The sequence below is a fragment of the Pseudonocardia sp. N23 genome (assembly GCF_002583555.1).
Taxonomy (GTDB): Bacteria; Actinomycetota; Actinomycetes; order Mycobacteriales; family Pseudonocardiaceae; genus Pseudonocardia.
The window spans coordinates 91,522-118,080 of sequence record NZ_BEGX01000029.1; the positions used below are offsets into that span (position 1 = coordinate 91,522).

A 26,559-nucleotide genomic window follows, 5' to 3' on the forward strand; every position below is an offset into this window, starting at 1 on the left:
CGTGCTCGACGCAGACGTCACCGGCCGGGGTGCCGTTCACACAGGTCAGCCCGGCCACGAGCGCACCGGCCGCCACCACCGCCCAGACCAGGACGGCGGCCACGGATCGGGTACGGGTCGGACGCCACGGCAGGGCTGGAGCAGGCCGTCGGCAACCAGCCCGACATCGTGGTGCTCGATCTCGGCCTGCCCGACCTCGACGGCACCGTGATGCTGCGCGGCGCGAGCAGGGTGCCGGTCATCGTCACGACCGCCCGCGACGACGACCGCCGCGGTGGTGACGACGGCTGAGGTCGTGAGTGGCAATGGTCGCAATGGCGACCATTGCCACTCACAGGGCTATCCGAGCAGGGTCACTTCGAGCGCAGGCGTCGCACCACGACGAAGATCGCCAGCAGCGCGCCGAGCACGCCGACCACCGGCGCCAGCCGCTTGAGGACGGGCGCGCCCGCCGTGTCCAGCAGGTCGATCGCGTCGATCTCGCTGCGCACGGGGCCACCGGTCGGCGTCGACCTCGGCGACGTCACCGGCTTAGGGGCCTCGGAGCCGGCGGTCGACGACGTGGGCGCGCTGGTGGGCGCGGCCACGGCCGGCGCGTCGGCCGACGGGGCCACGGGGGCCGCGGCCGCGGCATCCCTACCGGTGCCGCCGAGCTTGTCGGTCAGGCAGCCCGCGAACTGCCCGATGATCTTCTCGCTCACGTCGGAGATGACGCCGCGGCCGAACTGTGCCGGGCGACCCGTGATCGTGAGGTCGGTGACCATCGTGACCTCGGTCTTGTCCGGGCCCTGAGCCACCATCGAGCCGGTGACCTTGGCCGCGGCGGTGCCGTTGCCACGCGAGTCGCGGCCGGTGGCGTCGATGACGACCCGGTGCGCCGCGTCGTCACGCTCGACGTAGGTGCCCTTCCCCTTGTAGGTCAACGAGATCGGGCCCAGCTTGACCTTGACGGTGCCGGTGAACGAGTCGTCCTCGTACTCGGTCAGGGTGGCGCCCGGGAAGCACGGTGCGACCGTCTCCGGGTTGTTGAGTGCCGCCCACGCCTCCTCGATCGGCGCCGCGATCGTGAACTTGTTCTCCAGCTGCATCGGTACTGCCTCCTCGTCGGGGCCGCGCTCCCGCCGACCGGGCGGAAGGGGCCGAAAAACCCCCGCACAAATCTGTGGACGCCCACCCGTGTCGGGCGGGCGTCCACAGGTGACGCTGCTTCTCGCTCAGCCCGCTGCTGCGAGCACCGCCCGGCCCGTCAGCACCCTGGCCAGGTGCTCACGGTAGTCGGCTGCGGCGTCGGCGTCACTCGGTGCGGCAGTGCCCTCCGTCGCGTGCTCGGCCGCGGCACGTGCCGCGTCCGCGGATGCCTGCTGACCCACCAGGGCCGCCTCGACACCGCTCGCGCGGATCGGGGTCGTCCCCATGTTGGTCAGACCCACCCGGGCCTCGGCGATGCTGCCGCCGTCCAGGCGCAGGGCCACGGCGACCGCGCACATCGACCAGGCCTGTGCGGTCCGGTTGAACTTCTCGTAGTGCGAGGTCCAGCCGGTGTACTTCGGGAACCGCACCTGAGTGAGGATCTCGCCCTCGCCGATGGCGGTCGTGAAGTAGTCGACGAAGAACTCGCTCGCCCCGACGGTGCGGGTGCCCGACGCGCCCGCGATGACGAACTCGGCGTCGAGCGCGAGCGCGACGGCGCCGAGGTCACCGGCCGGGTCGGCGTGCGCCAGCGCGCCGCCCAGGGTGCCGCGGTGGCGGACCTGCGGGTCGGCGACGGTGGCGGTGGCCTGCGACAGCAGTGTGACGTGCTGCTTCACCAGGTCGTCACGCATGACGTCGTGGTGCGGGGCCATCGCGCCGATGGCGATGCGGTCGCCGTCCTCGGAGATGCGACGCAGGTCGGCGATGCCGCCGAGGTCGATGATCACCGAGGGTGCGGCGAGGCGCAGCCGCAGCACCGGCAACAGGCTCTGGCCGCCGGCGAGGATCTTGGCGTCCTCACCCGCGTCCCGCAGCGCCGTGACGGCCTCCTCCACCGAGGACGGCCGCACGTAGTCGAACTTGGCGGGGATCACTGGACCTCTCCCTGGGGGTTGTTCGGGTCGATCGAGCCGAGGCCGGCACCCGGTGAGTGGGTGTCGATCGGGGTCTCCTGGGTGGAGTTGCCCTTGGCCTCCTGGATGGCCCGCCACACGCGCTGCGACGTCGTCGGCATCTCGACGTTGGTCACGCCGAGGTGCCGCAGGGCGTCGATGACGCCGTTGACGATCGCGGGGGTCGAGGCGATGGTGCCCGCCTCGCCGACACCCTTGACGCCCAGCGGGTTCGAGGTGGCCGGCGTCGAGACCGTCGAGGACTCGAAGCTGGGCAGGTCGGCCGCCGACGGCAGCGTGTAGTCGACGAAGGTGCCGTTGACCAGGGTGCCCTGGTCGTCGTAGTTGGCCTCCTCGAACAGGGCCTGCGCGATGCCCTGGGCGAGACCGCCGTGCACCTGGCCCTCGACGATCAGCGGGTTCACGACGTTGCCGATGTCGTCGACGCAGACGTAGCGGCGCAGTGAGACCTTGCCGGTCTCGGTGTCGATCTCCATGGCCGCGAGGTGCGTGCCGTGCGGGAAGGAGAAGTTCTCCGGGTCGTAGACGGCGTCGGAGTCGAGGCTGGGCTCCATGTCCTCGGGGTAGTCGTGCGCCATGAACGCGGCGAACGCCAGCTCCTGGATGGCCTTGCCCTTGTCGGTGCCGCGGACGGTGAACTGACCGGCGTTGAACTCGATGTCGTCCTCGGACGCCTCGAGCAGGTGCGCGGCCAGCTTCTTCGCCTTGGCGACGACCTTCTCGGCCGCCTTGACGATCGCGATACCGCCGACGACGAGCGACCGGGACCCGTATGTGTCGAGGCCCTTCGGCGAGATCTGCGTGTCGCCGTGCAGGATCTCGACGTCCTCGAACGGCACGCCGAGCTGGTCGGCGACGATCTGGCTGAACGCCGTCTCGTGGCCCTGCCCGTGCGCCGAGGCGCCCGTGATGACCTCGACCTTGCCGGTGGCGAGCATCCGGATGCTGGCGGCCTCCCAGCCGCCGGCGCCGTAGGCCAGCGAGCCGAGGACGCGGGACGGGGCGAGCCCGCACATCTCGGTGAACGTCGAGATGCCGATGCCGAGCTGGACCTTGTCGCCGCGGGCGCGGCGCTCCTCCTGCTCACGGCGCAGACCGGCGTAGTCGAACGTCGCCATGGCCTGGTCGGTGGCCTGCTCGTAGTTGCCCGAGTCGTAGGTCAGCCCGACGACCGTGGTGAACGGGAACTCCTCGTGGGTGATCCAGTTCTGCTTGCGCAGGTCCATCGGGTCGCGGCCGAGCTCGACGGCAAGCTCGTCCATGATCCGCTCGATGCCGAACGTGGCCTCCGGGCGCCCGGCGCCGCGGTAGGCGTCGGTCAGCGTCTTCGTCGTGAAGACGTTGGTGCAGGTGAACTTGAGCGCCGGGATCTTGTAGATCGCGTTGAACATGAACGCGCCGAGGATCGGCACGCCCGGTCCGACGAGGCCGAGGTAGGCGCCCATGTCGGCGAGCAGGTGGACGTCGAGCCCGGTGACCGTGCCGTCCTTCTTGGCGGTGATCGTCAGGTCCTGGATCTGGTCGCGGCCGTGGTGGGCGGCGAGCAGGGACTCCGACCGGGTCTCGGTCCACTTGACCGGCTTGCCGAGGCGCTGCGCGATGGCGACGCAGAGCATCTCCTCGGGCAGCACGCCGATCTTGCCGCCGAAACCGCCGCCCACGTCGGGGGCGATGACGCGCAGCTTGCTCTCGGGCACGCCGAGGGTCACGGTCGTCATGGTGCGCAGGATGTGCGGCACCTGGGTCGCGGCCCAGACGGTGATCTGCTCACCGGTCGGGTCGACGACGCAGGAGCGGGGCTCCATGAACGCGGGGATGAGCCGCTGCTGACGGAAGCGTCGCCTGAGCACGATCGAGTCGGGGTCCGCCTCGGCGGCGGCGATGGCCTCGTCGACGCTGGCGCCGGTGCCCGCGGCACCCGAGTCGAAGACCCAGGTGGCGTTCTCGTTGGTGCCCAGGTCGGGGTGGACGAGCGTGGCACCCTCGGCGAGGGCGGCCTCCATGTCGAGGACCGGCTCGAGGGCGTCGTAGTCGATCTCGACGAGGTCACCTGCGTCGCGGGCCTCCGCGGCCGTGCGGGCGACCACGACGACGACGCCCTCACCGGCGAAGTGCACGGTCGAGCTCGCGAGCAGCGGGCGCTGGGGAGCCTTCATGTCGGGGGTGATCGGCCACGCGCAGGGCAGGCCGACGGCCTCGACACCCAGGTCGGCAGCCGTGAACACACCGATGACGCCCGGGGACGCCTCCGCGGCGGACTTGTCGACGCTCGTGATCGTGGCGTGCGCGATCGGCGAACGGACGACGTGCAGGTGCAGGGTGCCGTGCGGGGTGATGGAGTCGGTGAAGCGGGTCCGGCCGGTGATGAGGCGCGCGTCCTCCTTGCGGGTGCGCGCCTTGCCGAGCTCGGTCGTGGTGGGTTCGGCGGTCGTCGTCATGATCAGTTGCCTCCCGCGACGGGGGCCGGCGACTCGGTCGGGACCGACGCGCCCGGCTTCATCATCTGCGCGGCGCGCTGCACCGAGCGGACGATGTTCTGGTAACCGGTGCAGCGGCAGAGGTTGCCCTCGATGCCCTCACGCACCTCGGTCTCGTCGGGGTCGGGGTTGTCCCCGAGCAGGTCGACGGCCGCCATGATCATGCCGGGGGTGCAGTAGCCGCACTGCAGGCCGTGACACTCGTTGAACGCCTTCTGCACGGGGTGCAGCTCGCCGTCGCGGGCGAGGCCCTCGATGGTGAGCACCTCCGCGCCGTCGGCCTGGACCGCGAGCACCGAACAGGACTTCACGCTCTGCCCGTTCAGGTGCACGGTGCAGGCACCGCAGTTGCTGGTGTCGCAGCCGACGACTGTGCCCGTCTTGCCCAGACGCTCCCTCAGGTACTGCACCAACAACATTCGGGGCTCGACGTCGTCGGCGTAGTTCACGCCGTCGACCGTGACCCGGACCTGTGCCATGAATCTCACTCCTCAACCGCGACGTCCGCGTCGTGTCGCGAGGACTACCGGGGGTGGTGGTGTCGCCCCGCCGCGGCCGAGCCGCAGAGGGCACCGCGCACGCGTGTGGCGGTCGACACATCACACTCCCGATGATCGACCCGTGCAACACAGCTCGGACACGTCGGCGCAGGTCACGGCGTGTGTGCGTGCCCATTTGCGTCATCGGGTCCGCAGTCGCGGAGCTGATCGGCTTGATCGGACGCAGACGCGGCGTCGACCAGGAAAGGGCTTCATCCTTTCGGACTAGCCCTGTCGGTGTGGCCGCACGCCCGGGCCGGCAGGGCGCAGGGGTGTCGTCGTCCGGTGCCGCCACGCGCCCCACCACAACCCGGCGCCGTAGCCGAGGTCGTCGAGCCGGTGCGCGGCGACGTGCGCGAGCGGTCCGGGGCCACCGGCGTCGTGACCGCGGTGGGTCCACCAGTCGACGATCCCCTCCGCCGCCGCGGCGACCGCGACGGCACGCCGCGCCCGTGCCGAGAACAGGCACGCGACGACGGCGACCGGCCAGAAGTGCCGGGTCAGCGCGGACCCGGTCTGGGCGACCGCGCCGAGGAGACCCAGGCCGGTGAGCCGGGCCGCGGCGAGCCGGGGCCTGCGCAGCCTGCCGAGCTTGCGCGACAGCCGTTCTGCGGCTCCCAGCGAGACCGCGACGGCCAGCGCCGCCGCCCCCCGGCGCTGCACGAGCAACAGGGCGCACACCACCGCCGACCACGGCGAGAGCACCATCGGCGGCACCGCACCCTCGTGCCGCAACGCCAGCGGCGCCGCACCCGTCCCGTAGAAGGCCTTGCGCCCCAACCACTGCCGGACGTCGACGCGGTGGTCGTGCGCGACGTGCGAGGCCGGCTCGTAGCGCAGCCGCCAGCCCTGGGCGTGCAGCCGCAGCACGAGGTCGACGTCCTCGGCGACGTGCAGCGCCTCGTCGAACCCGGTGCCGACCGCGTCGCGCCGCACCAGCAGGGCCGCACTGGGCACATAGGCCACCCGCGAGCGCGGCACGACGGGCGCCGGGTCGAGCCCCAGATCCAGCGACGACCGCACCGCCTCATAGCGGCTCACCCACGTCGTGCCCGGCTCGAGCGCGACGATCCGCGGCGCGGCCAGCCCGACCGCCGGGTCGGCGAACCGGTCGAGCAGGGGCTGCAGCCAGCCGGGCCGGGGCACGACGTCGGAGTCCAGGAACGCCACCAGGTCCGTCGTCGCGGCGGCCAGGCCGGCATTCCGGGCGGCGGCCGGACCTTTCGCCGTCTCGTGGCGCAGGACCGTCACGGGGCCGTGATGGGAGACGACGACCGGGACGGCCGACCCGTCGTCGACCACGACGATCCCGCCCAGGTCGGGCGGCAGCACCGCGAGCAGGCGGAGCAGCCCGGCGGTGCGGTCCTTCACCGGGACGACGACGGTGACGTCCGCCGCCGACGGTCGCCTGAGTCCCCCGGGGGGCGGCACCGGCTGGGCCAGGCCGCCGTCGAGGAGCCGGCGCGCGAGCGCCCGTGACGCCGGGTCGGCGACGGTGACCGAGCCGCCGTCGAGCAGCGCGCGGGCCCGCTCGGTGAGATGGACGAGCCGCGGCGGGGCACCCCCGAGCAGGGCGGCACCGTCGTCGAGAATCCTCGTGCGCCGGTCGAGGACGACCCGGAACCCGTCGGGCAGCCGGGTGTCGGACGGACCCGTGCCTGGGCATGCCGACGTCTCGGCCGCGCCCATCCGTTCTGTGCCCATCCGTTCTGTGCCCATCCACCGTCCTCGCCGTGCGGGGTTCGCGCCATTCTGCTCACGCGCCCACCTCGGGCGGCGTCGCGGGCTGGCAGGCTGCACACCGTGACCTCCCCGCTCCTGCCCCGGTACGGAACTGCCTCACTCGCCGAGGTGCTCCCGTCGGTGCTGGCGGCGCTCGGCGTCCCCGGGCCCACCCCGATCGCCCTCGCGCCGGTGCGCGCCGCCTGCGTCCTGCTGATCGACGGTCTCGGCGCCGAACTGCTCGCCACGCACGCCGCCGACGCGCCCTACCTCTCCGCGATGGCCGACGCCGGGCCGCTCACCGTCGGGTTCCCCTCGACGACGCCGATCAGCCTCGCCACCCTCGGCACCGGCCTGCCGCCCGGCGGGCACGGCATCGTCGGCCTCGCCTTCGACCCCGGGGACGACGACCTCCTCGACACCCTGCGCTGGACCCGGACACAGGACGGACGTCACGTCGACCAGCGCGAGGTCCACGTCCCGGAGATCGTGCAGCCGTCGGAGACGGCGCTGCAGCGGGCCGCGGCCGCCGGGATCGTCGTCACCGCGGTCGCACCGGCGTTCCAGCGCGACTCCGGGCTGACCCGGGCGGCGCTGCGGGGTGCGCGGTTCCGTGGGGTCCTTGCGCTCGGTGACCTCGCCGCCGAGGTCGGCGCCGCGCTCGCCGGGCCCGAACGTCGGCTCTGCTACGGCTACCACTCCGACCTCGACACCCTCGGCCACGTGCACGGCCCCGCGACCCTGCCCTGGCGGCTGCAGCTGCGCCAGATCGACCTCCTGGTGTCGACGATCGCCGCGGCCCTCCCACCCGACGCGCTGCTCGTCGTCACCGGTGACCACGGGATGGTGACCACCACACGCCGCTACGACGCCGACACCGACGACGACCTGCAGCGCGGCGTCAGGCTCCTCGGTGGCGACGCGCGGGCACGCCACGTCTACGCGGTCGACGGTGCCGCCCCCGACGTCCTCGCGGCGTGGCGGACGGCCCTGGGTGACGACGCCTGGGTGGTCACGCGCGACGAGGCGATCGCCGCCGGCTGGTTCGGGCCGCTGGGACCGCACGTCGCGGGCCGGATCGGGGACGTCGTCGTCGCGATGCGCGGGGAGGCGACCGTCGTCAGGACGGGGGCGGAGCCGCAGCTCGCGAAGCTGGTCGGCCAGCACGGCTCGCTGACCAGCGCCGAGCAGCTCGTCCCGCTGCTGGTGGCGGGCCCGGCGGGGTGACCAGGGCATTCTGCGAGCGCCCCACCGCACCGCAGGACGTGTCGTGAGCGCAGCCTGTCGACGCTGACGACACGTTCGGAGAGCGGGTCAGCCGCCCTCGACCATGGGGAACGCCGCGAGGGCCGCGGCGGCGTGGGCCCGGGACATCGCCACGGCGCGAGCGCCTCGCGCCGGCCGCGGATCAGCCGGGTCCCCCGCGAGGTTCTCGACGACCATCGTCGCCGCGGACGCCGCGGCGGCCGCGGCGAGGAACACCGCCGTTGCGGCGTCGGCGCGCAGGTTGCGGTTCCCCGACTCCACGAGCGGCGCGGCGATCCCGGCGACCTCCGCGGCGGCCTCCGCCGTCGCGAGCGGGACGTCCGCGGCGTGCGACCTGGCCGCCGCTTCGCCGGGAGTCCGGTGGGCGGCCATGAACGCCGAGTCTGAGGAGATCGACAGGTGGTCTTCGCGATGCAGACCGGCAGGTCGCCGAACCCGTCGCGCTCGTAGTCGTCCAGTTGCCTCGCGGCCGCCGGGGCGATGTCGACGCCGGCGGACCCCGAGCGACGCGGCGATCTCGGCGATGGCGGTGTGCCCGGAGGGGTGGTCGTCGGGGAACGCGTTGATCGCGACGACCGGCGTCACCCCGTGGACGCGGATGTTCTCGATCTGCTTGCGCAGGTTGGCCCCGCCCTCGTGGACCTCGTCGGGGTTCTCGGCGAGCAGCGCCTCGGGCAACGCCTTCCCGGCGACGATCCGGGTCTTGCCCTCGCCGAGCGGCGTCGGCGTCACGGCGGAGACCACGACGTACTTCGCCTTCGACCGGCCGGCCAGCTCTGCAGGAGATGCGACGGGATGTCCATTGCCGCGGCCACGTCGTCGAGCGGTTTGAGGTCCGTTCCTCGGGCGATCGTCAGGTCCGAGGGGAAGGCCATGTGTGAGGTCCTCGCTTTGCCATGCTGCCGAGCGACGCGCGACCCTCGTCACGAATCAGGCTGTGTGACCCAGGCCTCTCGCGTGCCGGCCAGGGCGATCATCACAGCCGCCCTCCGGGCCCCGGACTCCACTTCCGAAGTGCGGCAAGACAGTTGTCGACGATCGTCGCCAGCAGCCGGTGGCCCTCCTCCGCGGATGCCCCGAGAGGGTTGCCGAGGACGCCGTTGCGGCTGACCGCGGCGGTGCCGCCCGCCCGCATGGCGGGGAGGAGCTCGCTCAGCGGAGCGGTGTTGCCGGGCTCGGCGCGGTCGGCGTGCACGGCGTTGGGCGCGATCGCGGCCAGCAGCGAGGTCTCGGAACGGCCGGCGTGGGGGTCGCCGCCCGGCGTCGCACACGGCACCCACGCGGCGTCGCGGCCCTCGTGGCGCAGGCGTTCGACCGCCTCGACGAGCGTCGCCAGGTTTCCGCCGTGGCCGTTGACGAACAGCAGCCGCCCCGCCCACCGGCACGCCGACCGCCCGTACTCGACGAGCAGCAGCCTCAGCGCCTCGTGCCCGATCGACACGGTGCCGGGGAAGCCCTCGTGCTCGCCGGCGGCGCCGTAGGCGATGGCGGGCGCGACGACGAGCTCCGGCGCGCGGGCCAGGAGACCGGCGGCGACGGCGTCGGCGATCCGCACGTCGGTGTCGAGCGGCAGGTGCGGTCCGTGCTGCTCCACCGACCCGACGGGCACGACGACCGTCGGCCGGGTCCCCCGCAACTCGGGCCAGGTGAGCTCGCGCAGCAGCGGCACGTCGCAGACCCTAACCCCGGCCGCCGAGACCGACAGGAGTGTCGTCGCGCGGCGCACGGACAGCACTGGTGTCGGTCTCGGCGATCGCCGCGGCGAGCCGTTCCGCGTCGGCGATCGCGGCTCCCACCCGGCGGGGGGCGAGGGCGTCGCCGATCCGGAGCCCGGTGAGGCCGTCGCGGGGGCGTGGTGCGGTGGCGACGACGACCGCGTCGACCTCGCGGACCTCGTCGCGGCCCGTGGGATGGTGCAGCAGTGTGACGGCGACGCGGCCCCCGGGAGTCCGCGCCGCGGCGACGACGACCGTGTCGGTCGTGCACGCGATCCCCAGCGCGGCGGCGCGGCGCCGGAACGCGGGGCGGTGCAGGGTGAGGCCGAGGTCCTGGCCGACGACCATCGCCGGCGTCGCGACCTCCACCCGGCAGCCGCGCTCGGCCAGGAGCTCCGCCGTCGAGGTCGCCTCGTGGAACCCCGTCCCGTCGACGACGAGCACCTCGCCGTGCGGGTCGGCCGTCCCGTCGAGGACGTCGACGACGTCGTGCACCCCCTCGACCGCCCACCCCGGCCGGTCGGGCACCGCGCCGGTCGCGAGGACGACGGTCCCGCTGCGGCGCACCAGGTCCGCGTCCGCCTCGACCCCGGCGCACAGCTCGACACCGAGGGCCCTGCACTCGGTGACGAGGTCGTCGACGAGCACCGCGAGCTCGCCGCGGCCCGGTGCCGTGGCGGCGAGCGCGAGCGTCCCCCCGAGCGTCAGGGCCCGTTCGACGAGCCGCACCCGCAGCCCCCGCGCCGCCATCGACGCCGCGGCCCGCAACCCCGCCGGCCCGCCCCCGACGACGAGCACCCGCCCAGCGTCGCGGCCGAGCCCCCGCGCCGGGTTCGACGTCAGACTGGCCCCGAGCATGATCGAACCAGTCCGGCCTCGAACTCGGCGGCGCTCGGGCTCCGGGCGGACCGCGCAGGACAGCGGCCGGTTCATGCCGACGTTCGCCGTGCACTCCTGGTTGCAGCCGATGCAGGTGCGCGTGGGCCCGCCCGCGCCGGCCCAGCCCGGGTCGGCGATCTGGCCGCGGACCACCCCGACGAGGTCGCAGTGCCCGGCGGCGAGGGCGGCGCGGGCGTCGTCGGGGCGGGTGTAGCGACCGGCGCCCAGCACCGGTACCGACACCGCCGCCCGCACCGCCGACGGCAGCGCCGCCGCGTACCCCGCCGGTACCGGCGACGGGGCCTCGACCAGCTCCAATGTCCGCGTCGCGAGTCCGACCGACGTGCTCAGGTAGTCGACGAACGGCTCGACGAGCCGGGCGGCGGCCACGGCGTCGGCCACGGTCAGCCCGCCGGGGACGTCCTCGCCACCGCCGAGCCGCACCCCCAGCGCCCGGTCCGGGCCGATGGCCGCCCGCACTGCCGCGACCACCTCGTGCAGCAGCCGCCCCCGGACGGCGCCGTAGGCATCCGTACGGAGGTTGGTGCCGGGTGCCAGGAACGCCCGCAGGATCGACGCCTGCGAGCACTGGATCTCCACCCCGTCGAACCCACCCTCGACGCACCGCTCGGCGACGTCGGCGTAGGCCGCGACGAGCTCGTCGATCTGCCCGACGGTCATCGCGACGGGGACCTCCCGGAACATCGGGTCCGGCACCGCCGAGGGAGCCCACAGCGGCGCCCCCGAGTACAGCCCCGACGACTGCGGCCCGTTGTGGTTGAGCTGCGCCAGCACCGGGATGCCGTGGGCGTGGACGGCTGCGGTGAGCCGGCGGTACGCGTCGAGGGCCCGGGGGTCGTGGCCGCGGATCATCCGCTCGTACGGGCGGTCACCGGGATGGACGGCGTGCTCCTCGGTGACGACGAGCCCCGCCCCACCCGCCGCGCGCGCCGCGTAGTGGTCGACGTGCCGGCTGCTCGGCAGCCCGTCCTCGGCGAAGCCGGTGAGGTGCGCGGCGAAGACGACGCGGTTGCGCAGGCGGAGCGGTCCGACGTCGATCGACGAGAACAGCGGGTCGTCGCCGAGCTCGCCGCGCCCCTGCGCAGGCCGCCGCCGTGCGAAAGGTCGTGAGCGGCGACGGTCTCTGCAGTGACCATCGCCGCTCACGGGGGACCGGGCTTCGCGCACCGCCTCCTGGATGCCGCGGGGGGCGACGCAGTCGCCTGCGCTCGGGAGGTCGGGGCGGGCGGTCCGGAGGGCGTCGTCGGGGAGGCGCTGGACGCAGTCGACGACGACCGTGCACGGCACCTCACGCGCTGCACCGGTGTGGACGTCGACCAGCTCCGCGACTCCCCCGCCCACGGCCCTGACCTCGCTGAACGCCGCAATCGTGACGCCTGCGCGCAGCAGCCTGGCGTGCGCGCCACCCATGTCGGCGCCGGGGCCGAGCCGGGTCCCGGCCGCCGGGTCGGGGGTGACCAGGGTGCAGCGGTGCCCGTCGGCGGCAAGGCGTTCGGCCACCCCGATCGCGACGGCGTCCCCGACGGGGTCGGACACGACGACGTCGGTCACGGCGGGGTCGGTCACGGCGGGGTCGGTCACGGCGGGGTCGGTCACGGCGGGGTCGGCCCCCGGCTGCAGGAACGGCACTTCCCCGACGTCCGGTTGCGGGAAGGTGCCGTTCCTGCAGAACGCGATGGCCACCAGCTCCGCCGCCGCCACGCACGAGGCGTCGGGGGCCACGGCGAAGGCCGGCGGGCGGGGGCGGGAGCCGGTCGCGAGCAGGACGTGGACGCCGCGGGCGCGGGCGTCGTCGAGATCCTCGACGGTGACCGCGTGGCCGGTCGAGACGGTGACCCCGAGGTGCGCCAGCTCGCGCTCCCACCAGTCGACGAGCAGCCCGAATCGGTCGCGGCCCGGCAGTGCGGCGGCGAGCCGCAGGGACCCGCCCAGCCGGTCGGCGCGTTCGATCAGCTCCACGGACCGGCCCTGCAGCGCGAAGGTCCGCGCGGCTTCCATGCCGGCCGGGCCGCCCCCGACGACGAGGACGTCCCCGGTCCCGGGCGGCGGTGACGGCGACGGGCCGGGCGAGGCGTCGTCGGAGACCACGACGTTGCGCGGGTCCCGCCCCGCCGACCAGCGCCCGGACAGCGTCGCAGGCCGGATCCGTGCCGGCGTCCCGGCCCGGACGAGCGCGACGAGCCGGGGATCGGCGATCTGGGCCCGGGTCATCTCGACGGCGTCGCACACGTGCGCGTCGAGGCCTTCCTGCGCGAGCGCCGGCGAGGCCACCGATCCCTGCCACACGACGTCGCACCGTCCGTCCACGATGGACGTCACAGCTGCTGACAGCTCGCGGTTGATCCCGGGCGGGGTGTGCATGTCGGGGCGGGTCGCGGCCACGGAGTACACACCGCCGCGGACCGGGACGAGGTAGTCGACGAGCGGGGCGACCGCGTCCACCACCGGCGCGACCGAGGCCGGGGTGACACCGGCCCACGGCATGAGCTCGTCGCCGCACAGCCGCAGCCCGACGACCGCGTCCCCCGCTGCCTCGCGGACCGCGCGGACCACGTCGGGGACCACGGCCGAGGAGGGGGACACGGACAGGCACTGCCGCAGCAGCGCGTACTGCCCCGCGTCGATCTCCACGCCGTGCAGCCCCGCGGCGACGGCGAGCGCGGCCGCGGCGGCGAACCCCTCGACGAGCGCGCCCGCGTCCATCGTCTCCGGGGTCCACAGCACGGGGGCGTCGTAGGCGGTCGAGCCCTGGACGCCGGCATGCCCGAGGGAGGCCAGGACGAGGGTCCCGTGCGGACGGCACGCCTCGGCGATCACGGCCCAGCCCGCGGCGGCGGCCGAGAAGAGGGGCGCGCGCTCGTAGGGATGGTCGGAGGGGTGCACCGACGCCGTCTCCGTGACGACGACGCCGCAGCCTCCCGCGGCCCGTTCGGCGTAGTACGCGACGTGCCGCTCCGAGAACGCGCGGCCGTCACCCAGGTTCGTCTCGTGCGGGCCGAACAGCACCCGCGAGGGCGCGCGGCGGCCCTGCAGCGGCCACGGGTCGGTGAGCAGGGTGCTCACGGGAGGAGGTGCACGGCGCCGGACCCGGTCGGGCGGGTCCGGCGCCGGCTGTCCCTCAGCCGCCGGCGACCGGCAGGCGCAGCCCGGAGTCGGACTCCGAGGCGCCGAGACCGGCGAGCGGGCTCGTCTCGCACGCGCGGTCCGGGCGGGCGACCTCCAGCGGGCGGGAGGTCAGTGTCAGCGGGACGGGGCCCTTGGGCGTGCGCGAGTTGCGCGGGGCCGAGCGGCTGTGGTCGACGTCGGACCTCGGGATCGACGTCCCGTCGCCGCGCGCGGCCAACGCCTGCTCGCCGAACCCACGGACGCACTCCGGGTCGGGGCCGTCGAGCGGCAGCCCGGTGAAGAACTTGGCCGCCATGCACCCGCCCTGGCAGGAGTCGTAGTGCATGCAGGAGGCGCACGCCCCGCCGGTCTGCGGCCGGCGCAGCTCGGTGAACAGCTCCGAGGACTGCCACACCTCCTGGAACCCGCCGGGCGAGCGGACGTTGCCGGCCAGGAAGTTCTCGTGGATCGCGAAGGGGCAGGCGTAGACGTCGCCGACCGGGTCGATCAGGCAGACGACGCGACCCGCGCCGCAGAGGTTGAGCCCGGGCAGCGCCTCGCCGAACGCGGAGAGGTGGAAGAACGAGTCCCCGGTGAGCACCTGGTCGCCGCGCTCGACGAGCCAGTCGTACATCTGGCGCTGCTGGCTCGGCAGCGGGTGCAGCTCATCCCAGACGTCGGCGCCGCGGCCGGAGGGGCGCAGCCGGGTGATGCGCAGCTGCGCGCCGAACTTGTCGGCGATCGCCTTGAACTCGTCGAGCTGGTCGACGTTCTGCCGCGTCATGACGACACTGATCTTCGGCTGGGCGAACCCTGCCTCGGCGAGGTTCTCCAGCGCCCGCATCGCGGTGGCGTAGGAGCCGGGGCCGCGGACGTGGTCGTTGATGTCGGCGGTCGCGCCGTCGAGGGAGATCTGGACGTCGACGTAGTCGGTCGCCGCCAGCTGCGCGGCGCGCTTCTTGTCGAGCTTGATCCCGTTGGTGGAGAACTTGACCCCGACGTCGTGGGAGATCGAGTAGTCGAGCAGCTCCCAGAAGTCGGGGCGCACCGTGGGCTCGCCGCCGCCGACGTTGATGTAGAAGACCTGCATCCGCTGGAGCTCGTCGATGACGGCCTTGGCCTCGTCGGTGGACAGCTCACGCGGATCGCGTCGGCCCGACGACGACAGGCAGTGCACGCAGGCGAGGTTGCACGCGTAGGTCAGCTCCCAGGTGAGACAGATGGGTGAGCTGAGCCCGTACTGGAAGTGGTCGACGAGCTTCACGGCGCTCCCTTGCTACGTGGTGGTACGGGCCTCGATGGTCCCGGAGGCTGCGAGCCCGGCCAGGGCCTTGAGGTACGCGGGGCGTTCGGTCTCGGCGACACCCGCCGCGTCGATCGCGGCGTGCACGTCGGCGTGCTTCTCGAGCCCGGTGACGACGTCGACGAGCTGCGGCGTCTTCAGGAACGAGAGCTTGCGCGTCCCGAAGTGGTAGACGAGCGCCCCGAACGACTCGGGGCGCAGCGAGACCTGCGGGCTGCAGCGGTACGCGGTCCCCGGGTCGAACCCGGGGTCCGCGCCGCCGGCAGTCGGGTCAGTAGACACCGCACATGCCGTCGATCGAGACCTCTTCGACGAGGGTCTCCTCGACGAGCGGCTCCTCCTGCGAGGCGGTGGACTGGACGTTCTCGACCGGCGCCATCGGCTGTCTCCCGTCGTTCGGGTCGTGCTCGGACGAACTGGACGTTAAATGGCACCCGGTGCCAATGCAAGAGTCACCTCGACCCGGACCTGTCCGGACCCACCCGTTCGGAGGGGTCCGGAAGGGACCGTCCAGACTGGCGACGTGAGTGCTCCGACGTTGCTGCACCTGTGCACGCCGGCCGAGTGGCGGGCCGCGCTCGCCGACGGCGCGCTCGGGCTGTCGGGCGCGGCGGGCCGCTCGATGGCCGAGTCCGGGTTCGTCCATCTGTCGACGGCGGAGCAGGTCGCGCTGCCGGCGAACCGGCTGTTCAGGGGCCGTTCCGACCTCGTGCTGCTCGCGATCGACGCCGGCCGGATCGCCGATCTGCGGTGGGAGCCGGGCCTGCCCGGCGACCCCTCCGGCATGGTCTTCCCGCACGCCTACGGGCCGGTCCCGACCGGCGCGGTCGTCGCCGTGCTGCCCTACCGGCCAGGTCCCGACGGTGTCTTCGACGTGCCCGGCAACCCGCCGTCGCGCGTCGACGCGGTCACCCGCCGCGACGTGATGGCCTACTCGGTGCTGCGTCGCCTCGCGACGACCGAGCATCCCGTCACCGGGGGCACCGCGGTGCTGACCGCAGCGGTGAGTGCGTCGCACCAGCACAACCAGCTGCTCATCGACGGTCCGGTCGGCGCGGCCCAGGTGATCTCCGACGCCGAGCACGTGCTCGGCGGCGCCGGCATCCCCCACCGGGCGGCCACGCTGCGGGGGGTCGACGCCGCCGCGACCGCCGCCGAGCTGGCCCGGCACGGCTGGGAGATCGACCACCTCGTCTCGTTGGTGACGACCCCGTCCGGCGAGCCCCCGCGCCACCAGGTGCGCGCCGAGCGCGCCCTGCCGTCGGAGCTGCGGCCGTTCTGGGAGGCGTCCTGGCTGCGTGCGGCGCCGGGGCTGACCGAGGAGCAGCGTGCCCAGCTGTCGGACCGCCACGAGCTGGAGGACGGCACGGTCGACGTGCACGCCATGGCGATCCGCGAGCACGGGCTCGTCGTCGCGTGCTGCCTGCTCAAGATCGACGGATCGACCGCAGAGCTCGACGCCGTCGAGACCGCGCCCACCCCCCGCGGCCGCGGCCTGGGCGACGCCCTGCTCGCAGGTGCGCTGCGCCAGGCCCACCAGGCCGGCTGCGACCTCGTCTGGCTCGACGCCGACGCCGCCGACTGGCCCCGCGACTGGTACCGCCGCCGCGGGTTCGGCCAGGTCGGCGAGTCCTGGTTCTGCCGCCTGCGAGGCTGATCCGCAGGTCGGCAGGGCCGCCGCCGCGACGGGGTGAGCTGACCCGCACCTGTACGACCGGGCAGTCCTGGCCGGGTGGGCCGAACGGTTTCCCTGGGACCCACGCCACACCGGCCCTAGCGTCGGCGGCGACCACCCACCTGCACCAGAAAGGGCTGCCATGCAGGTCGACGAGCTGTTGAAGCCGTTCCCCATCAAGGAGTTCCACCCGTTCCCGAAGGCTCTGCTCGGGCCGGGCGCGCACGAGATGATCGGGCCGGAGGCCCTCAAACTGGGCTTCAGGAAGACGCTCGTGATGACCTCGGGTCTGCGCGGGACCGACATCGTGCACAAGATCGTCGAGTCGATGAAGTACCACGGTCTCGAGGTCGTCCTGTACGACCAGGTCGAGTCGAACCCCAAGGACTACAACGTCATGGACGCTGTGGGCCTCTACCAGCAGAACAACTGCGACTCGTTCGTCTCCATCGGCGGCGGCTCCAGCCACGACGCCTGCAAGGGCGCGCGCATCTCGGTCGCGCACGACGGTCGCAATGTCAACGAGTTCGAGGGTTTCAACAAGTCCGAGAACCCGCAGAACCCGCCGCACATCGCGGTCTCCACCACTGCCGGTACCGGCTCGGAGACCTCCTGGGCCTACGTCATCACCGACACGACGACGGACCCGGACAACCCCCACAAGTACGTCGCGTTCGACGACGCCTCGGTCACCACCCTGGCGATCGACGACCCGGTGCTCTACTACGACTGCCCGATCGACTACACGGCGCAGTGCGGGTTCGACGTGCTCGCGCACGCCTCCGAGCCGTACGTGTCGCGGCTGAACTTCGAGCCGTCGCTGGGCAACGCCCTGCACGCCATCAAGCTCACCGCGCGGAGCCTGCGCCAGGCCGTGTGGAACGGGCAGGACCTGGCCGGCCGCGAGGGCATGATGTACGCGCAGTACATCGCGGCGCAGGCGTTCAACTCCGGTGGTCTGGGCATCATCCACTCGATCAGCCACGCGGTGTCGGCGTTCTACGACACCCACCACGGCCTGAACAACGCGATCGCGCTGCCGCGGGTGTGGGCGTTCAACATGCCGGTCTGCTACGAGCGGTTCGCCGACATCGCCGAGGCGATGGGCATCGACACCCACGGAATGACCAAGCCGCAGGCCGCCGACGCCGCGCTCGCCGCGTCGATCCGGCTGCTGCGCGACGTGGGCATCCCGGAGCGCTTCGTCGACGTCACCGCCGACTCGTACTCGAAGAACCGCCTGGGCACCGGCCCGACGAAGTTCTACGAGAACGCGCCGACGATCGTCGGTGACGCCAACGACGTCGACCGGATCACCAACCACGTCCTCGGTGACGCCTGCACCCCCGGCAACCCCAAGGAGTGCACCTTCGAGACGGTGCGTCCGGTCGTCGACCACTGCATCAACGGCGACCTGGACGACCTGCTCAGCTGACCCTGTGAGTGGCGATGGTCGACATGGCGACCATCGCCACTCACGACCTCTTCCCGACGGGCCCGCCACGCGATTCCGGCGCATGCTGGGACGTGATGGGCCCGCCCGGGCCACCTGCCGCGGCTCGCCGGAGAGCCGCGCGGAAGGAGTACCCGGCCGTGAGCAGCGTGTCCGACGAGACCCAGCTCGACCCCGCCCCCGCGTTCGACTCCGTCGACGACGTCATCGACGCCCTGCGCGAGCAGGGCTACATCGCCGACACCCGGCTCGCCACGACCGTGTTCCTGCTGACCCGGCTCGACAAGCCGCTGCTGCTGGAGGGACCCGCGGGCGTCGGCAAGACCGAGCTGGCCAAGGTCCTCGCGCTCGCGACGGGCCGGCGGCTGCTGCGGCTGCAGTGCTACGAGGGCCAGGACGAGACCAAGGCCCTCTACGAGTGGGACTACGGCAAGCAGCTGATGTATACGCAGATCCTGCGGGAGAAGATCGGGCAGGTCGTCGAGGACGCCCCCGACCTCACCACCGCGGTCGAGCGGATCGGGGAGAACGAGAGCGTCTTCTTCTCCGAGCGGTTCCTCGCCCCGCGCCCGCTGCTGGAGGCGATCCGCTCCGAGCAGCCCGTCGTGCTGCTGATCGACGAGGTCGACCGCGCCGACGAGGCATTGGAGGCAGTCCTGCTGGAGACGCTGGGCGAGTTCCAGATCTCGGTGCCGGAGATCGGCACGTTCGTCGCGAAACAGCGCCCGTACGTGCTGCTGACCTCGAACAACACCCGCGACCTGGCCGCCGCGCTCAAGCGTCGCTGCCTGCACATGTTCCTCGACTACCCGGCCGCCGAGCGCGAGCTGGAGATCGTCCGCTCCAAGAAGACCGGGCTTTCCGACGCGCTGGCCGAGGAGCTGGTCGGGGTCGTGCGCGGGCTGCGCGAGCTGGAGCTGCGCAAGGCGCCCAGCATCTCCGAGACGATCGACTGGGCCCGTACGCTCGCGGTGCTCGGCGTCGAGGAGCTCAACTCCCAGATCCTGTCGGACACGGTGTCGGTCGTCGTCAAGTACGACAAGGACGTCACCAAGGCGCTCGGTGCGCTGCCGCGGCTGGTCGACCCGAACGCGGAGATCTCCGATGAGCACGGGCACGGGCACGGGCACGGGCACGGGCACGAGCCGGACGGTGACGTCGACGGCCGGGCGAAGCGTGCCGGGAAGGACACCGCCGGCAGGCACGGCAGCGTCTACGGCGGCACCCCCGGTGCCGCGCAGCAGACGCCGACGCCGGTCCGCGCGGTGACCCCCGGCCAGGGGGAGAGGTCGTTCGGTCGTCGCAAGCGGCCGTTCTGATGGAAGCCGCGATCCACCGGTTCGTCCGGCTGCTGCGGATCCGGGGTGTGCGCATCTCGGTCTCCGAGGCGCTCGACGCCATGCGCTGCGCCGCGCAGCCCGGCATCCTCGCCGACCGCGAGGTCCTGCGGGAGGCGCTGCGTGTCTCGCTGGTCAAGGACCGTCGCGACGACGAGGTGTTCGACGCGGTCTTCTCCGCCTACTTCGCGCTGGTGGAGGTGGGCGAGGAGGAGCAGGGCCACGGTCACGGGCACGGGCACGGCGACCTCTCCGACGACGGCACCCTCGACGACTTCACCCTGTCCGAGGATCCGAGCCGGACCCCGCAGCAGGGCCACAGCCACGGCAAGCCCGTCGACATCCGGGACTACTTCGACCCCGACGACCTCGCTCAGCAGTACAACCTGCACCAGGAGGCCAACAAGATCGACCTGGCCGCGATGACCGACGAGATCGTGTTCTCGAGGGACGACGCTGCCAACCAGGCCCTCACGGAGGGCAACCGCGTCCAGATCGAGACCGACCGGCTCTCCGGCGCGGGCCTGCCCGGCGACATCTCGCAGGCCACCGGCACCAAGGTCGACGCCGACCTCTCCGTCGCGCAGCAGCAGGCCCTGCTGGGCTGGCTCTCGGCCACCGAGGAGGAGATCGAGGCAGAGAAGGGCAACGAGGACGACGCCGCGGCCTTGCGACGCAGGCTCGCCGGCGTCCTGGCCAACCTGCCCGAGGCGATCAAGAAGCACCTGGAGCAGCTGCTCGAGCTGGAGCAGCGGATCGTCGACGGCGGGCACGAGGACGCGGTGCGGGCCGCCGAGGTGGACCGGGCGTCGGAGACCGAGCGGATGCAGCTGGAGGACTCCCTGCGCCGCCTGGCCAAGACCCTGCACGGCGCCCTCACGCACCGCCGCCGGGTCGCGGCGCAGGGCCGGGTCGACTCGGGCCGGACCATGCGCCGCAACATGCGCTACGACGGCATCCCCTTCAACCCGGTGACGGTCAAGCGGGCGGAGGACAAGCCGCGGCTGGTGGTACTGGCCGACGTCTCCCTGTCGGTGCGCGCCACCGCCCGGTTCACCCTGCACCTGGTGCACGGGCTGCAGGACCTGTTCGGGCAGGTCCGCTCGTTCGCCTTCGTCTCCGACCTCGTCGAGATCACCGACCTTTTCGCCGACCACCCCGTCGAGCAGGCCCTCGGCTTCGTCTTCGGCGGCGACGTCCTCGACGTCGACGCGAACTCCCACTACGGGCTGGCGTTCGGGCAGTTCATGGAGGACCACTCGTCGGCGGTCAACCGGCGCTCGACGGTGCTGATCCTGGGCGACGGCCGGGGCAACGGGAACGACCCGAACATGGAGGCGTTCGTCGAGATCACCCGCCGCGCCCGGGAGACGATCTGGCTGACCCCCGAGCCCCGCTACTCCTGGGGCCTGGGCCGCTGCGACCTGCCCGCCTACGCCGAGCACTGCGACCGCGTCCGGGTCGTGCGCGACCTGACCGGCCTGGAGACGACCGCCCACGAGATGGCCGGCGAGCTCATAGGCCGCTGACACAGCTCGTGGGTGGCGATGGTCGCTGTGGCGACTGTCGCCACTCACAGTGGCGCGGGCCACACACTCGGGCGGCCTCTTTCGTTCGCCCGCGGCGGGCCGTACCGTCTGCGCTACATGGAAATGGTTTCCATGTTCGTAAATGGAGGTTGCACATGGAGAACGTCACGTTCGACGACGTCACCGAGCTGCCCGCGCTGTCGGCGCTGCAGGGCCCGACGACCAACGCGCTCGTGCACAACCCGTTCTCGTTCGACGAGGTCGCCGAGCTCCCGGCCCTGTCGGCGCTCCAGGGCCCGACGACCAACGCCCTGGTGCACAACCCCTTCTCGTTCTCCGGCTGATCACCGACTGAACGTGCCCGCCCTGGCGCCCGTCCCGCGGGCGCCAGGGCCCGCGTCTTCCCGGAGGACCTCGTGACCCCCCTACGCCCCGGCCATCACCTGTACCCCGCACCCGACGGCTGGCGCTGTGCCCTGCCGGGCGACCGCTACGTCCGCATCGGCGGCCCCGACGAGGCGTTGCGTGCCTTCCAGCCGACTGCCCACGGGCACACCGGCTCCGCGACCGCCGACGTCGGCGCGCTGCGCGACGCGTTCGCCGCCCACGACCTGCTGGCCGAGCCCGTCGCCACCGGACCGGCGCCGCGCGTCCTGATCACCGGTGACGGGCCGGTGGCCGACGCACTCGCCGCCGTCCTCTCCGGCTGGACACCCCGGCGGGCCGGCCGGGCCGACGCCCTCCGGGACCTCGACGTGCTCGTCGACTGCGCGGGCTGGCTGCCCGACGCCCGCTGGCAGGCCCTCGACGCCGCCTGTGCCGCGGCGGACGTCGCCTGGCACCGCTGCCACGCCGAGGGCACGTCGTTGCTGACCGGACCGCTGACCGTGCCCGGCCGCTCACCCGGCTGGACCGACCTGCGCGGGCGCCGCCTGGCCGCCAGCGGTGTCGCCGACGAGCTCGTCCACCACTGGGCCTGGCTCGACTCGGGCACCGGCACCCCGCCCGTACCCGACCACGGGCCGGGCATCGCGGCCGTCGTCGCCGGGCTGCTCGCCGACGAGATCGCGACTTGGTGGCGCACCGGCGTCGCCGGCCCGGTCGGGTACCAGACCGAGGTGTCGACGAACCCGTTGCGCGTGACCCGCCACCCGGTCCTCACCCTGCCGACCCTCGCGGCGGCGACGCCGTGACCGGCCTCCTGTCGGACCTGACGACCTGGGCGAACCTGCCCGTCGCCGCGGCCGACGGCACCGAGCTGGTCCTCGACGCTCACGTCCCGCCCGCGACGCAGTGGCCGGTACCCGTCGTCGTCACGCGCACGCCCTACGGCCGGTCCACGCATCTCGCCGAGGGCCGCAGCTGGCGGTCGCGCGGGTTCGGGTTCGTGGTGCAGGACGTCCGCGGCCGCTACGACTCCGCGGGCATCTGGACGCCCTACCGCAACGAGCGGGCCGACGGTGCCGCCCTGCTCGACTGGGTGCTCGACCAGCCGTGGTGCGACGGGAGGATCGCCGTCCTGGGCGGTTCCTACGCCGGGTACACGGCGTGGACGATGGCCGCGGAGCGCCCTGTCGCGGCCCTGCTCAGCCTCGGGCCGTCGATGGGCCTGCACCGCACCAAGTTCGAGCCCAGCGGCATCCTGCGCCTCGCCGAGCACGCGGGCTGGTGGCTCGACCGTGCCGACGCCCGGACCAGCCGCGACGGCCTGCGCCGGCTCGTGTTCGCCGAGCACCCCGACCTGCTGGCGCACCTGCCGGTCTCGGGGATCGCCGACCTGCTCGGCGCCCGGCTCCCGCACTGGACCGACACGCTGGCCATGCACCCGTCCGACACCCCGGCCGAGGCCGTCACCGACGCCGAGGTCCGGGGGCTCGCGGCGCCGTCGCTGCACGTCGGCGGTTGGTACGACCTGCTGGTCTACGAGGTGCTCGACCTGCACGCGCGCAGCGGGTCCGCCGTGTCCCCACGACCGCGGCGCGACCTCGTCGTCGGGCCGTGGGGCCACGACCTCGGGATGGACGGGACGACCACCGTCGGTGCCCGCGAGCACGGCGTGACGGCGAGGCTCCCGCTCGGGACGCTGTTCGTCGAGTGGCTGCGCGCCGCCCTCGACGATCCCACCGCTCCCGGGAACGCACGCGTCTTCGTGCCCGGCGCCGACCGCTGGGAGACGACGCCGACGTGGCCCGCACCCATCCCGACGCGGACCTGGCGCCCGGGTGCCGACGGCACGCTGGACGACGCCGCGGCGCCGCACGGGGGCGTCACCTTCGCCCACGACCCCGCCGATCCGTTCCCGTCGACGTTGCCCGCGGCCGACCGCGCCCCGCTGCTCGCCCGCCGCGACGCCGCCCGGTTCGCCACCGGGCCGCTGCGGGCGCCGCTGCGCGTCGACGGCGCCGGGCACGCCGACCTCGAGGTGTCCACCACGGCGGAGGGCGCGGACTGGGTCGTGCGCCTGCTGGAGCACCGGCCCGACGGACGGCTGCTGGAGGTCACCCGCGGCACGGCCGTCACCGCAGGCGGTGGGCCGCACCGGATCCGGGTGCCCCTCGGCGCGTGCGCGTCCGTCGTCGACACGGGGTCTCGGCTCGTGCTGGAGGTCACCGGGTCGGACTTCCCGTTCCTCGCCCGCAACCTCGGCACCGGCGAGGACCGCCACCACGGCACCCGGCTACGCGCCGGCGCACAGACCGTCCACACCGGAACGTCGGTGCTCGCGCTCCCGATCGGGGACCACCGTGGCTGACCTCGCCGCCGCGCTCGCCGACCGGCGGACCGGGCTGCTCGTCGACGTCGGCCGGCTGCCCGTGCCGCCCGGCCTGCCGTCGGGCTTCGTCTCCTACGGCGCTCTCGTCGGGCGCACGGACCGGTTCACGACGTGGCGCGCCGACGCCACCGGGTTCGGCGCGAGCCTCGGCGACGAGGACGCCGCGCGCGCCGCCGCGATCGGCGAGGCGATCGAGCGCTACTGCGGCAACGCCGTGCCCGACACGCTGCGCCGCGCCTCCCACGCCGAGCTGGTCACCGCCGGCGAGGACGCGCTGGACCCCGCGACGCTCGCCCTCTACTCGGCGCGGCAGTACCGGTTGCCGGGCTTCCCGTTCGTCCCGTTCACCGCCGACCTACGGGTGGGCTGGGTGCACGGCACCGACCTGCACCACGGCGAGCCCACCTGGGTACCGGCGTCGCTCGCGCACCTCGACTACGTCCACGGCACCCGCGCGGACGAGCCACCGACGCACTCGCTCATGTACTCCGGCATCGCCGCGGGCACCGACCGCGCCGCGGCCGAGCGGTCGGCGCTGGAGGAGCTGCTCGAACGCGACGCCACCGGCATCTGGTGGGCCTCCGGCGCCCCGGCGACCGGCCTCGACGACGGCGGCCGCGTCACCGGCGCACTCGGCCGGCCCGCGGGCGACGTACCCCTGCGGGTGCACCTGACCGCCGTGCCGTCGGAGTTCGACGTGCCGGTGGTCGCAGCGCTCGTCGAACAGGACGGCGGGTTCGTCGGGTTCGGCAGCGCCTGCCGCGCCGACCCCGCCCAGGCGGCGGCGAAGGCGCTGGTCGAGGCCCTGGGACTGCTGCGCCACGCCCGCGACCTCGCCGACCCGGACAGCCTCGCGTGGGCCGCCGTCGCGTCCGGGACGATCGAGGCGCACGCCTATCTGCCTTTCCGCGCCGACCGTCGCTACGCCGACGACACCGGTCCGGGCCATCGGGCGCTCACCGACCTGCCGGGCGTCGCCCAGCTCTACCTCGACCCGCGCATGCAGGGCGCTCCACTGGACCCGCTGCGCCCGGCGGCCACCCGCCGCCTGGACGACCTGCCCGACATCGGCGACGCCCGTGCCGAGTACCTGCGCCGGCTCGCCGCGGCCGGGATCCGGGTGGTGTCGGTCGACCTCACCACCCCGGACGTGCGGGCCGCGGGCTGGCGTGTCGTGCGGGTCGTCGCGGCCGGGCTCATCGGCAACGGGCCACCCGCGTTCCCGTTGCGCGGCAGCGCCCGGCTCCACGACGTCCCTGCCCGGCTCGGCTGGCCGGCCCCACCCCGCGACGAGGACGACCTCGTCGACCATCCTCTGCCCCTGGCCTGAGAGGTGCACCCGTGAGTCCCGAGCTGCTGTGCGATCCGCGGACCGGGATCGTGCGCGCCCTGGAGCCCGCCGCGGTCCCGGTGCACTTCCCGGCGTCGTTCTCCCTGACGACGGCCCGCATCGCCGACACCGCCCGCTTCGGCGGCTGGGCGTCCGACCCCGCCGGGGCGGGCTACGCCTTCGCCGACCCCGGCGCGGTGCGTGCGGCCGCGGTCGGGGAAGCGGTGGAGCGCTACTGCGGCAACCTCGTCCCACCGGGCCTGGTGCGGGCGAACCACGAGGCGCTCGGCCGCCGCGCGCTCGACCCGACGACCTTTGCGTTCTTCTCCGCCTCGCAGTACGCGACGCCCGGCTTCCCCGCGGTGCCGATGACACGAGACCTGGTCATGGAGTGGGCACCGGGCCGCGATCTCGTCGACGGCTCCGAGGTCCTCGTCCCTGCAGGTCCGGTGTGGCCGTCGTACCACTCGCCGGTCGGCGACCGGCGCGGCCCACTGACCAACCCCGTGATCCAGGCCGGGCTCGCCGCCGGCCCCGACCGTGAGTTCGCCGTGTGGGGCGCGCTGCGCGAGGTCGTGGAGCGCGACGCCATGACGCTGTCCTGGTACGGCGGCCTCGGCGTCCGCGCGCTCGACCCGCCCGGCTGGCTCGCGTCGTTCGCGGCCGGTCCGCAGGGGCTGCTCGCGACCCGGTTCGTCGCCCTGTCCTCGCCCTTCGGGCTGCCGGTCGTCGGGGCGCTGGTCGTCGACGAGGTGACAGGCCTGCTCAGCCTCGGCACCGGCGTCGATCCCGACCCGGTGACGGGGGCGGTCAAGGCGTTCGCCGAGGCGCTGCAGCTGCAGCTCGTCCTCGCCGACTACGACGATCCCGACGGTGCGTTCGCCGCCGCGGCCGCCCACCCGCGCAGCCCGCTGCAGCCGTGGCGAGCCGACCGCGCCTACGGGTCGGCCTACCTGCCCGACCGTTCCGACGTCGTCGACTACGCCTGCCACCTGCAGCTGCACCTCGACCCGGCGGTGCGCGCCGGGTTCGAGGCCGAGCTCGCCGCGCGCATCACCGGCCGGGTCGCGCTGGACTCGCTCGCCGGCCCGGTTCGCGACGCCGCCGATCTCGTCGACGTGCTGACCCTCGCCGGGCACCGCGTCGTCGCCGTCGACGTCACGACGACGGACGTGGCGCCGCCCGACTGGACCGTGGTGCGGGTGCTGGTCCCGGGGCTGTACTCCAACGCACCGATGGGCCTGCCGTTCCTGGGCGGCTCCCGCCTCGTCGCGGCCCGCCGGTCCTCCCCGTTCCCGCTCCCCCGCACACCGCTGCCCCACTGAGCCGT

General features: G+C 73.6%; 21 protein-coding genes and 1 pseudogene. 11 read left to right on the forward strand and 11 right to left on the reverse strand.

The features are described 5' to 3' along the window. Positions 1-120: 120 nt before the first annotated feature. Positions 121-264 (forward strand): annotated as a pseudogene (locus TOK_RS09595) (DNA-binding response regulator); the annotation flags it as partial. A gap of 89 nt (positions 265-353) precedes the next feature. On the opposite strand, the gene TOK_RS09600 reads toward TOK_RS09595, so the two are convergent. The 5 genes from TOK_RS09600 to mftF form a co-directional block, all read right to left on the reverse strand. Further along, positions 354-1,088: an SRPBCC family protein gene (locus TOK_RS09600; RefSeq protein WP_098957450.1), complete on the reverse strand. Its 735-nt coding sequence runs from the start codon at positions 1,086-1,088 to the stop codon at positions 354-356. A gap of 126 nt (positions 1,089-1,214) precedes the next feature. Further along, a complete protein-coding gene (locus tag TOK_RS09605; RefSeq protein ID WP_098957451.1) occupies positions 1,215-2,066 on the reverse strand; it encodes a xanthine dehydrogenase family protein subunit M in 852 nt (283 codons plus the stop codon). Continuing rightward, the gene (locus tag TOK_RS09610) at positions 2,063-4,543 is read right to left on the reverse strand and encodes a xanthine dehydrogenase family protein molybdopterin-binding subunit (protein WP_098957452.1); all 2,481 of its coding nucleotides are present in this window, start codon (positions 4,541-4,543) and stop codon (positions 2,063-2,065) included. The genes TOK_RS09605 and TOK_RS09610 overlap by 4 nt, the downstream gene beginning before the upstream one ends. Before the next feature lie 2 nt (positions 4,544-4,545). Beyond that, entirely contained in the window at positions 4,546-5,061 is a 516-nt protein-coding gene (locus tag TOK_RS09615) for a (2Fe-2S)-binding protein (protein ID WP_098957453.1), read from the reverse strand. Between the two features lie 285 nt (positions 5,062-5,346). After that, complete coding sequence (gene mftF, locus TOK_RS09620; RefSeq protein ID WP_253258284.1) at positions 5,347-6,840, reverse strand: mycofactocin biosynthesis glycosyltransferase MftF; 1,494 nt, start codon at positions 6,838-6,840, stop codon at positions 5,347-5,349. 84 nt (positions 6,841-6,924) lie between these two features. Here mftF and TOK_RS09625 point away from each other — a divergent pair, with 84 nt between their 5' ends. After that, the gene (locus TOK_RS09625; protein ID WP_098957455.1) at positions 6,925-8,070 is read left to right on the forward strand and encodes an alkaline phosphatase family protein; all 1,146 of its coding nucleotides are present in this window, start codon (positions 6,925-6,927) and stop codon (positions 8,068-8,070) included. An 87-nt stretch (positions 8,071-8,157) separates the two neighbouring features. On the opposite strand, the gene TOK_RS35300 is transcribed toward TOK_RS09625, so the two are convergent. From TOK_RS35300 to mftA, 6 genes are all read right to left on the reverse strand, one after another. After that, a complete protein-coding gene (locus TOK_RS35300) occupies positions 8,158-8,853 on the reverse strand; it encodes a formate--tetrahydrofolate ligase (protein WP_253258285.1) in 696 nt (231 codons plus the stop codon). Positions 8,854-9,085: 232 nt separating this feature from the next. Continuing rightward, a complete protein-coding gene (gene mftE / locus TOK_RS09640; protein WP_098957611.1) occupies positions 9,086-9,778 on the reverse strand; it encodes a mycofactocin biosynthesis peptidyl-dipeptidase MftE in 693 nt (230 codons plus the stop codon). 10 nt (positions 9,779-9,788) lie between these two features. Further along, on the reverse strand, positions 9,789-13,787 hold the full coding sequence (locus TOK_RS33970; protein WP_141566329.1) for an FAD-dependent oxidoreductase: 3,999 nt from the start codon (positions 13,785-13,787) through the stop codon (positions 9,789-9,791). A gap of 55 nt (positions 13,788-13,842) precedes the next feature. Continuing rightward, positions 13,843-15,093, reverse strand: coding sequence for a mycofactocin radical SAM maturase (gene mftC / locus TOK_RS09650; RefSeq protein WP_098957457.1), 1,251 nt, complete (start codon positions 15,091-15,093; stop codon positions 13,843-13,845). Between the two features lie 12 nt (positions 15,094-15,105). Continuing rightward, a complete protein-coding gene (gene mftB, locus TOK_RS09655) occupies positions 15,106-15,414 on the reverse strand; it encodes a mycofactocin biosynthesis chaperone MftB (protein WP_098957458.1) in 309 nt (102 codons plus the stop codon). Then, a complete protein-coding gene (gene mftA / locus TOK_RS09660; protein WP_098957459.1) occupies positions 15,404-15,511 on the reverse strand; it encodes a mycofactocin precursor MftA in 108 nt (35 codons plus the stop codon). The genes mftB and mftA overlap by 11 nt, the downstream gene beginning before the upstream one ends. 144 nt (positions 15,512-15,655) lie before the next feature. Here mftA and TOK_RS35305 point away from each other — a divergent pair, with 144 nt between their 5' ends. The 9 genes from TOK_RS35305 (at position 15,656) to TOK_RS09705 (ending at position 26,554) form a co-directional block, all read left to right on the forward strand. Further along, positions 15,656-16,789: a GNAT family N-acetyltransferase gene (locus TOK_RS35305; protein ID WP_253258286.1), complete on the forward strand. Its 1,134-nt coding sequence runs from the start codon at positions 15,656-15,658 to the stop codon at positions 16,787-16,789. A 160-nt stretch (positions 16,790-16,949) separates the two neighbouring features. Then, positions 16,950-18,242 carry an NDMA-dependent methanol dehydrogenase gene (gene mdo, locus TOK_RS09670; protein WP_098957460.1) on the forward strand — a complete coding sequence of 431 codons (1,293 nt, stop codon included), beginning with the start codon at positions 16,950-16,952 and terminating at the stop codon, positions 18,240-18,242. A gap of 158 nt (positions 18,243-18,400) precedes the next feature. Continuing rightward, entirely contained in the window at positions 18,401-19,579 is a 1,179-nt protein-coding gene (locus TOK_RS09675) for a MoxR family ATPase (RefSeq protein ID WP_253258287.1), read from the forward strand. After that, complete coding sequence (locus TOK_RS09680; protein ID WP_098957461.1) at positions 19,579-21,126, forward strand: VWA domain-containing protein; 1,548 nt, start codon at positions 19,579-19,581, stop codon at positions 21,124-21,126. Before TOK_RS09675 ends, TOK_RS09680 begins: the two co-directional genes overlap by 1 nt. A 155-nt stretch (positions 21,127-21,281) precedes the next feature. Next, complete coding sequence (locus TOK_RS09685) at positions 21,282-21,470, forward strand: streptamidine-related RiPP repeat protein (RefSeq protein ID WP_098957462.1); 189 nt, start codon at positions 21,282-21,284, stop codon at positions 21,468-21,470. Between the two features lie 72 nt (positions 21,471-21,542). Further along, complete coding sequence (locus TOK_RS32500; protein ID WP_172457505.1) at positions 21,543-22,319, forward strand: hypothetical protein; 777 nt, start codon at positions 21,543-21,545, stop codon at positions 22,317-22,319. Further along, positions 22,316-23,878 carry a CocE/NonD family hydrolase gene (locus TOK_RS09695; RefSeq protein WP_172457506.1) on the forward strand — a complete coding sequence of 521 codons (1,563 nt, stop codon included), beginning with the start codon at positions 22,316-22,318 and terminating at the stop codon, positions 23,876-23,878. The genes TOK_RS32500 and TOK_RS09695 overlap by 4 nt, the downstream gene beginning before the upstream one ends. Beyond that, the gene (locus TOK_RS09700; RefSeq protein ID WP_098957465.1) at positions 23,871-25,229 is read left to right on the forward strand and encodes a YcaO-like family protein; all 1,359 of its coding nucleotides are present in this window, start codon (positions 23,871-23,873) and stop codon (positions 25,227-25,229) included. Before TOK_RS09695 ends, TOK_RS09700 begins: the two co-directional genes overlap by 8 nt. 11 nt (positions 25,230-25,240) lie before the next feature. Continuing rightward, the gene (locus TOK_RS09705) at positions 25,241-26,554 is read left to right on the forward strand and encodes a YcaO-like family protein (protein ID WP_216361913.1); all 1,314 of its coding nucleotides are present in this window, start codon (positions 25,241-25,243) and stop codon (positions 26,552-26,554) included. Positions 26,555-26,559 lie beyond the last annotated feature (5 nt).

What these genes read in the sequence shown, in the direction of transcription:
- TOK_RS09615 (WP_098957453.1), bottom strand. Translation starts at nt 5,061, where the DNA reads ATGGCACAGGTCCGGGTCACGGTCGACGGCGTGAACTACGCCGACGAC.
- mdo (WP_098957460.1), top strand. Translation starts at nt 16,950, where the DNA reads ATGCAGGTCGACGAGCTGTTGAAGCCGTTCCCCATCAAGGAGTTCCAC.
- TOK_RS09600 (WP_098957450.1), bottom strand. Translation starts at nt 1,088, where the DNA reads ATGCAGCTGGAGAACAAGTTCACGATCGCGGCGCCGATCGAGGAGGCG.
- TOK_RS09680 (WP_098957461.1), top strand. Translation starts at nt 19,579, where the DNA reads ATGGAAGCCGCGATCCACCGGTTCGTCCGGCTGCTGCGGATCCGGGGT.
- TOK_RS09610 (WP_098957452.1), bottom strand. Translation starts at nt 4,543, where the DNA reads ATGACGACGACCGCCGAACCCACCACGACCGAGCTCGGCAAGGCGCGC.
- TOK_RS09685 (WP_098957462.1), top strand. Translation starts at nt 21,282, where the DNA reads ATGGAGAACGTCACGTTCGACGACGTCACCGAGCTGCCCGCGCTGTCG.
- mftA (WP_098957459.1), bottom strand. Translation starts at nt 15,511, where the DNA reads ATGGCGCCGGTCGAGAACGTCCAGTCCACCGCCTCGCAGGAGGAGCCG.
- mftF (WP_253258284.1), bottom strand. Translation starts at nt 6,840, where the DNA reads ATGGGCACAGAACGGATGGGCACAGAACGGATGGGCGCGGCCGAGACG.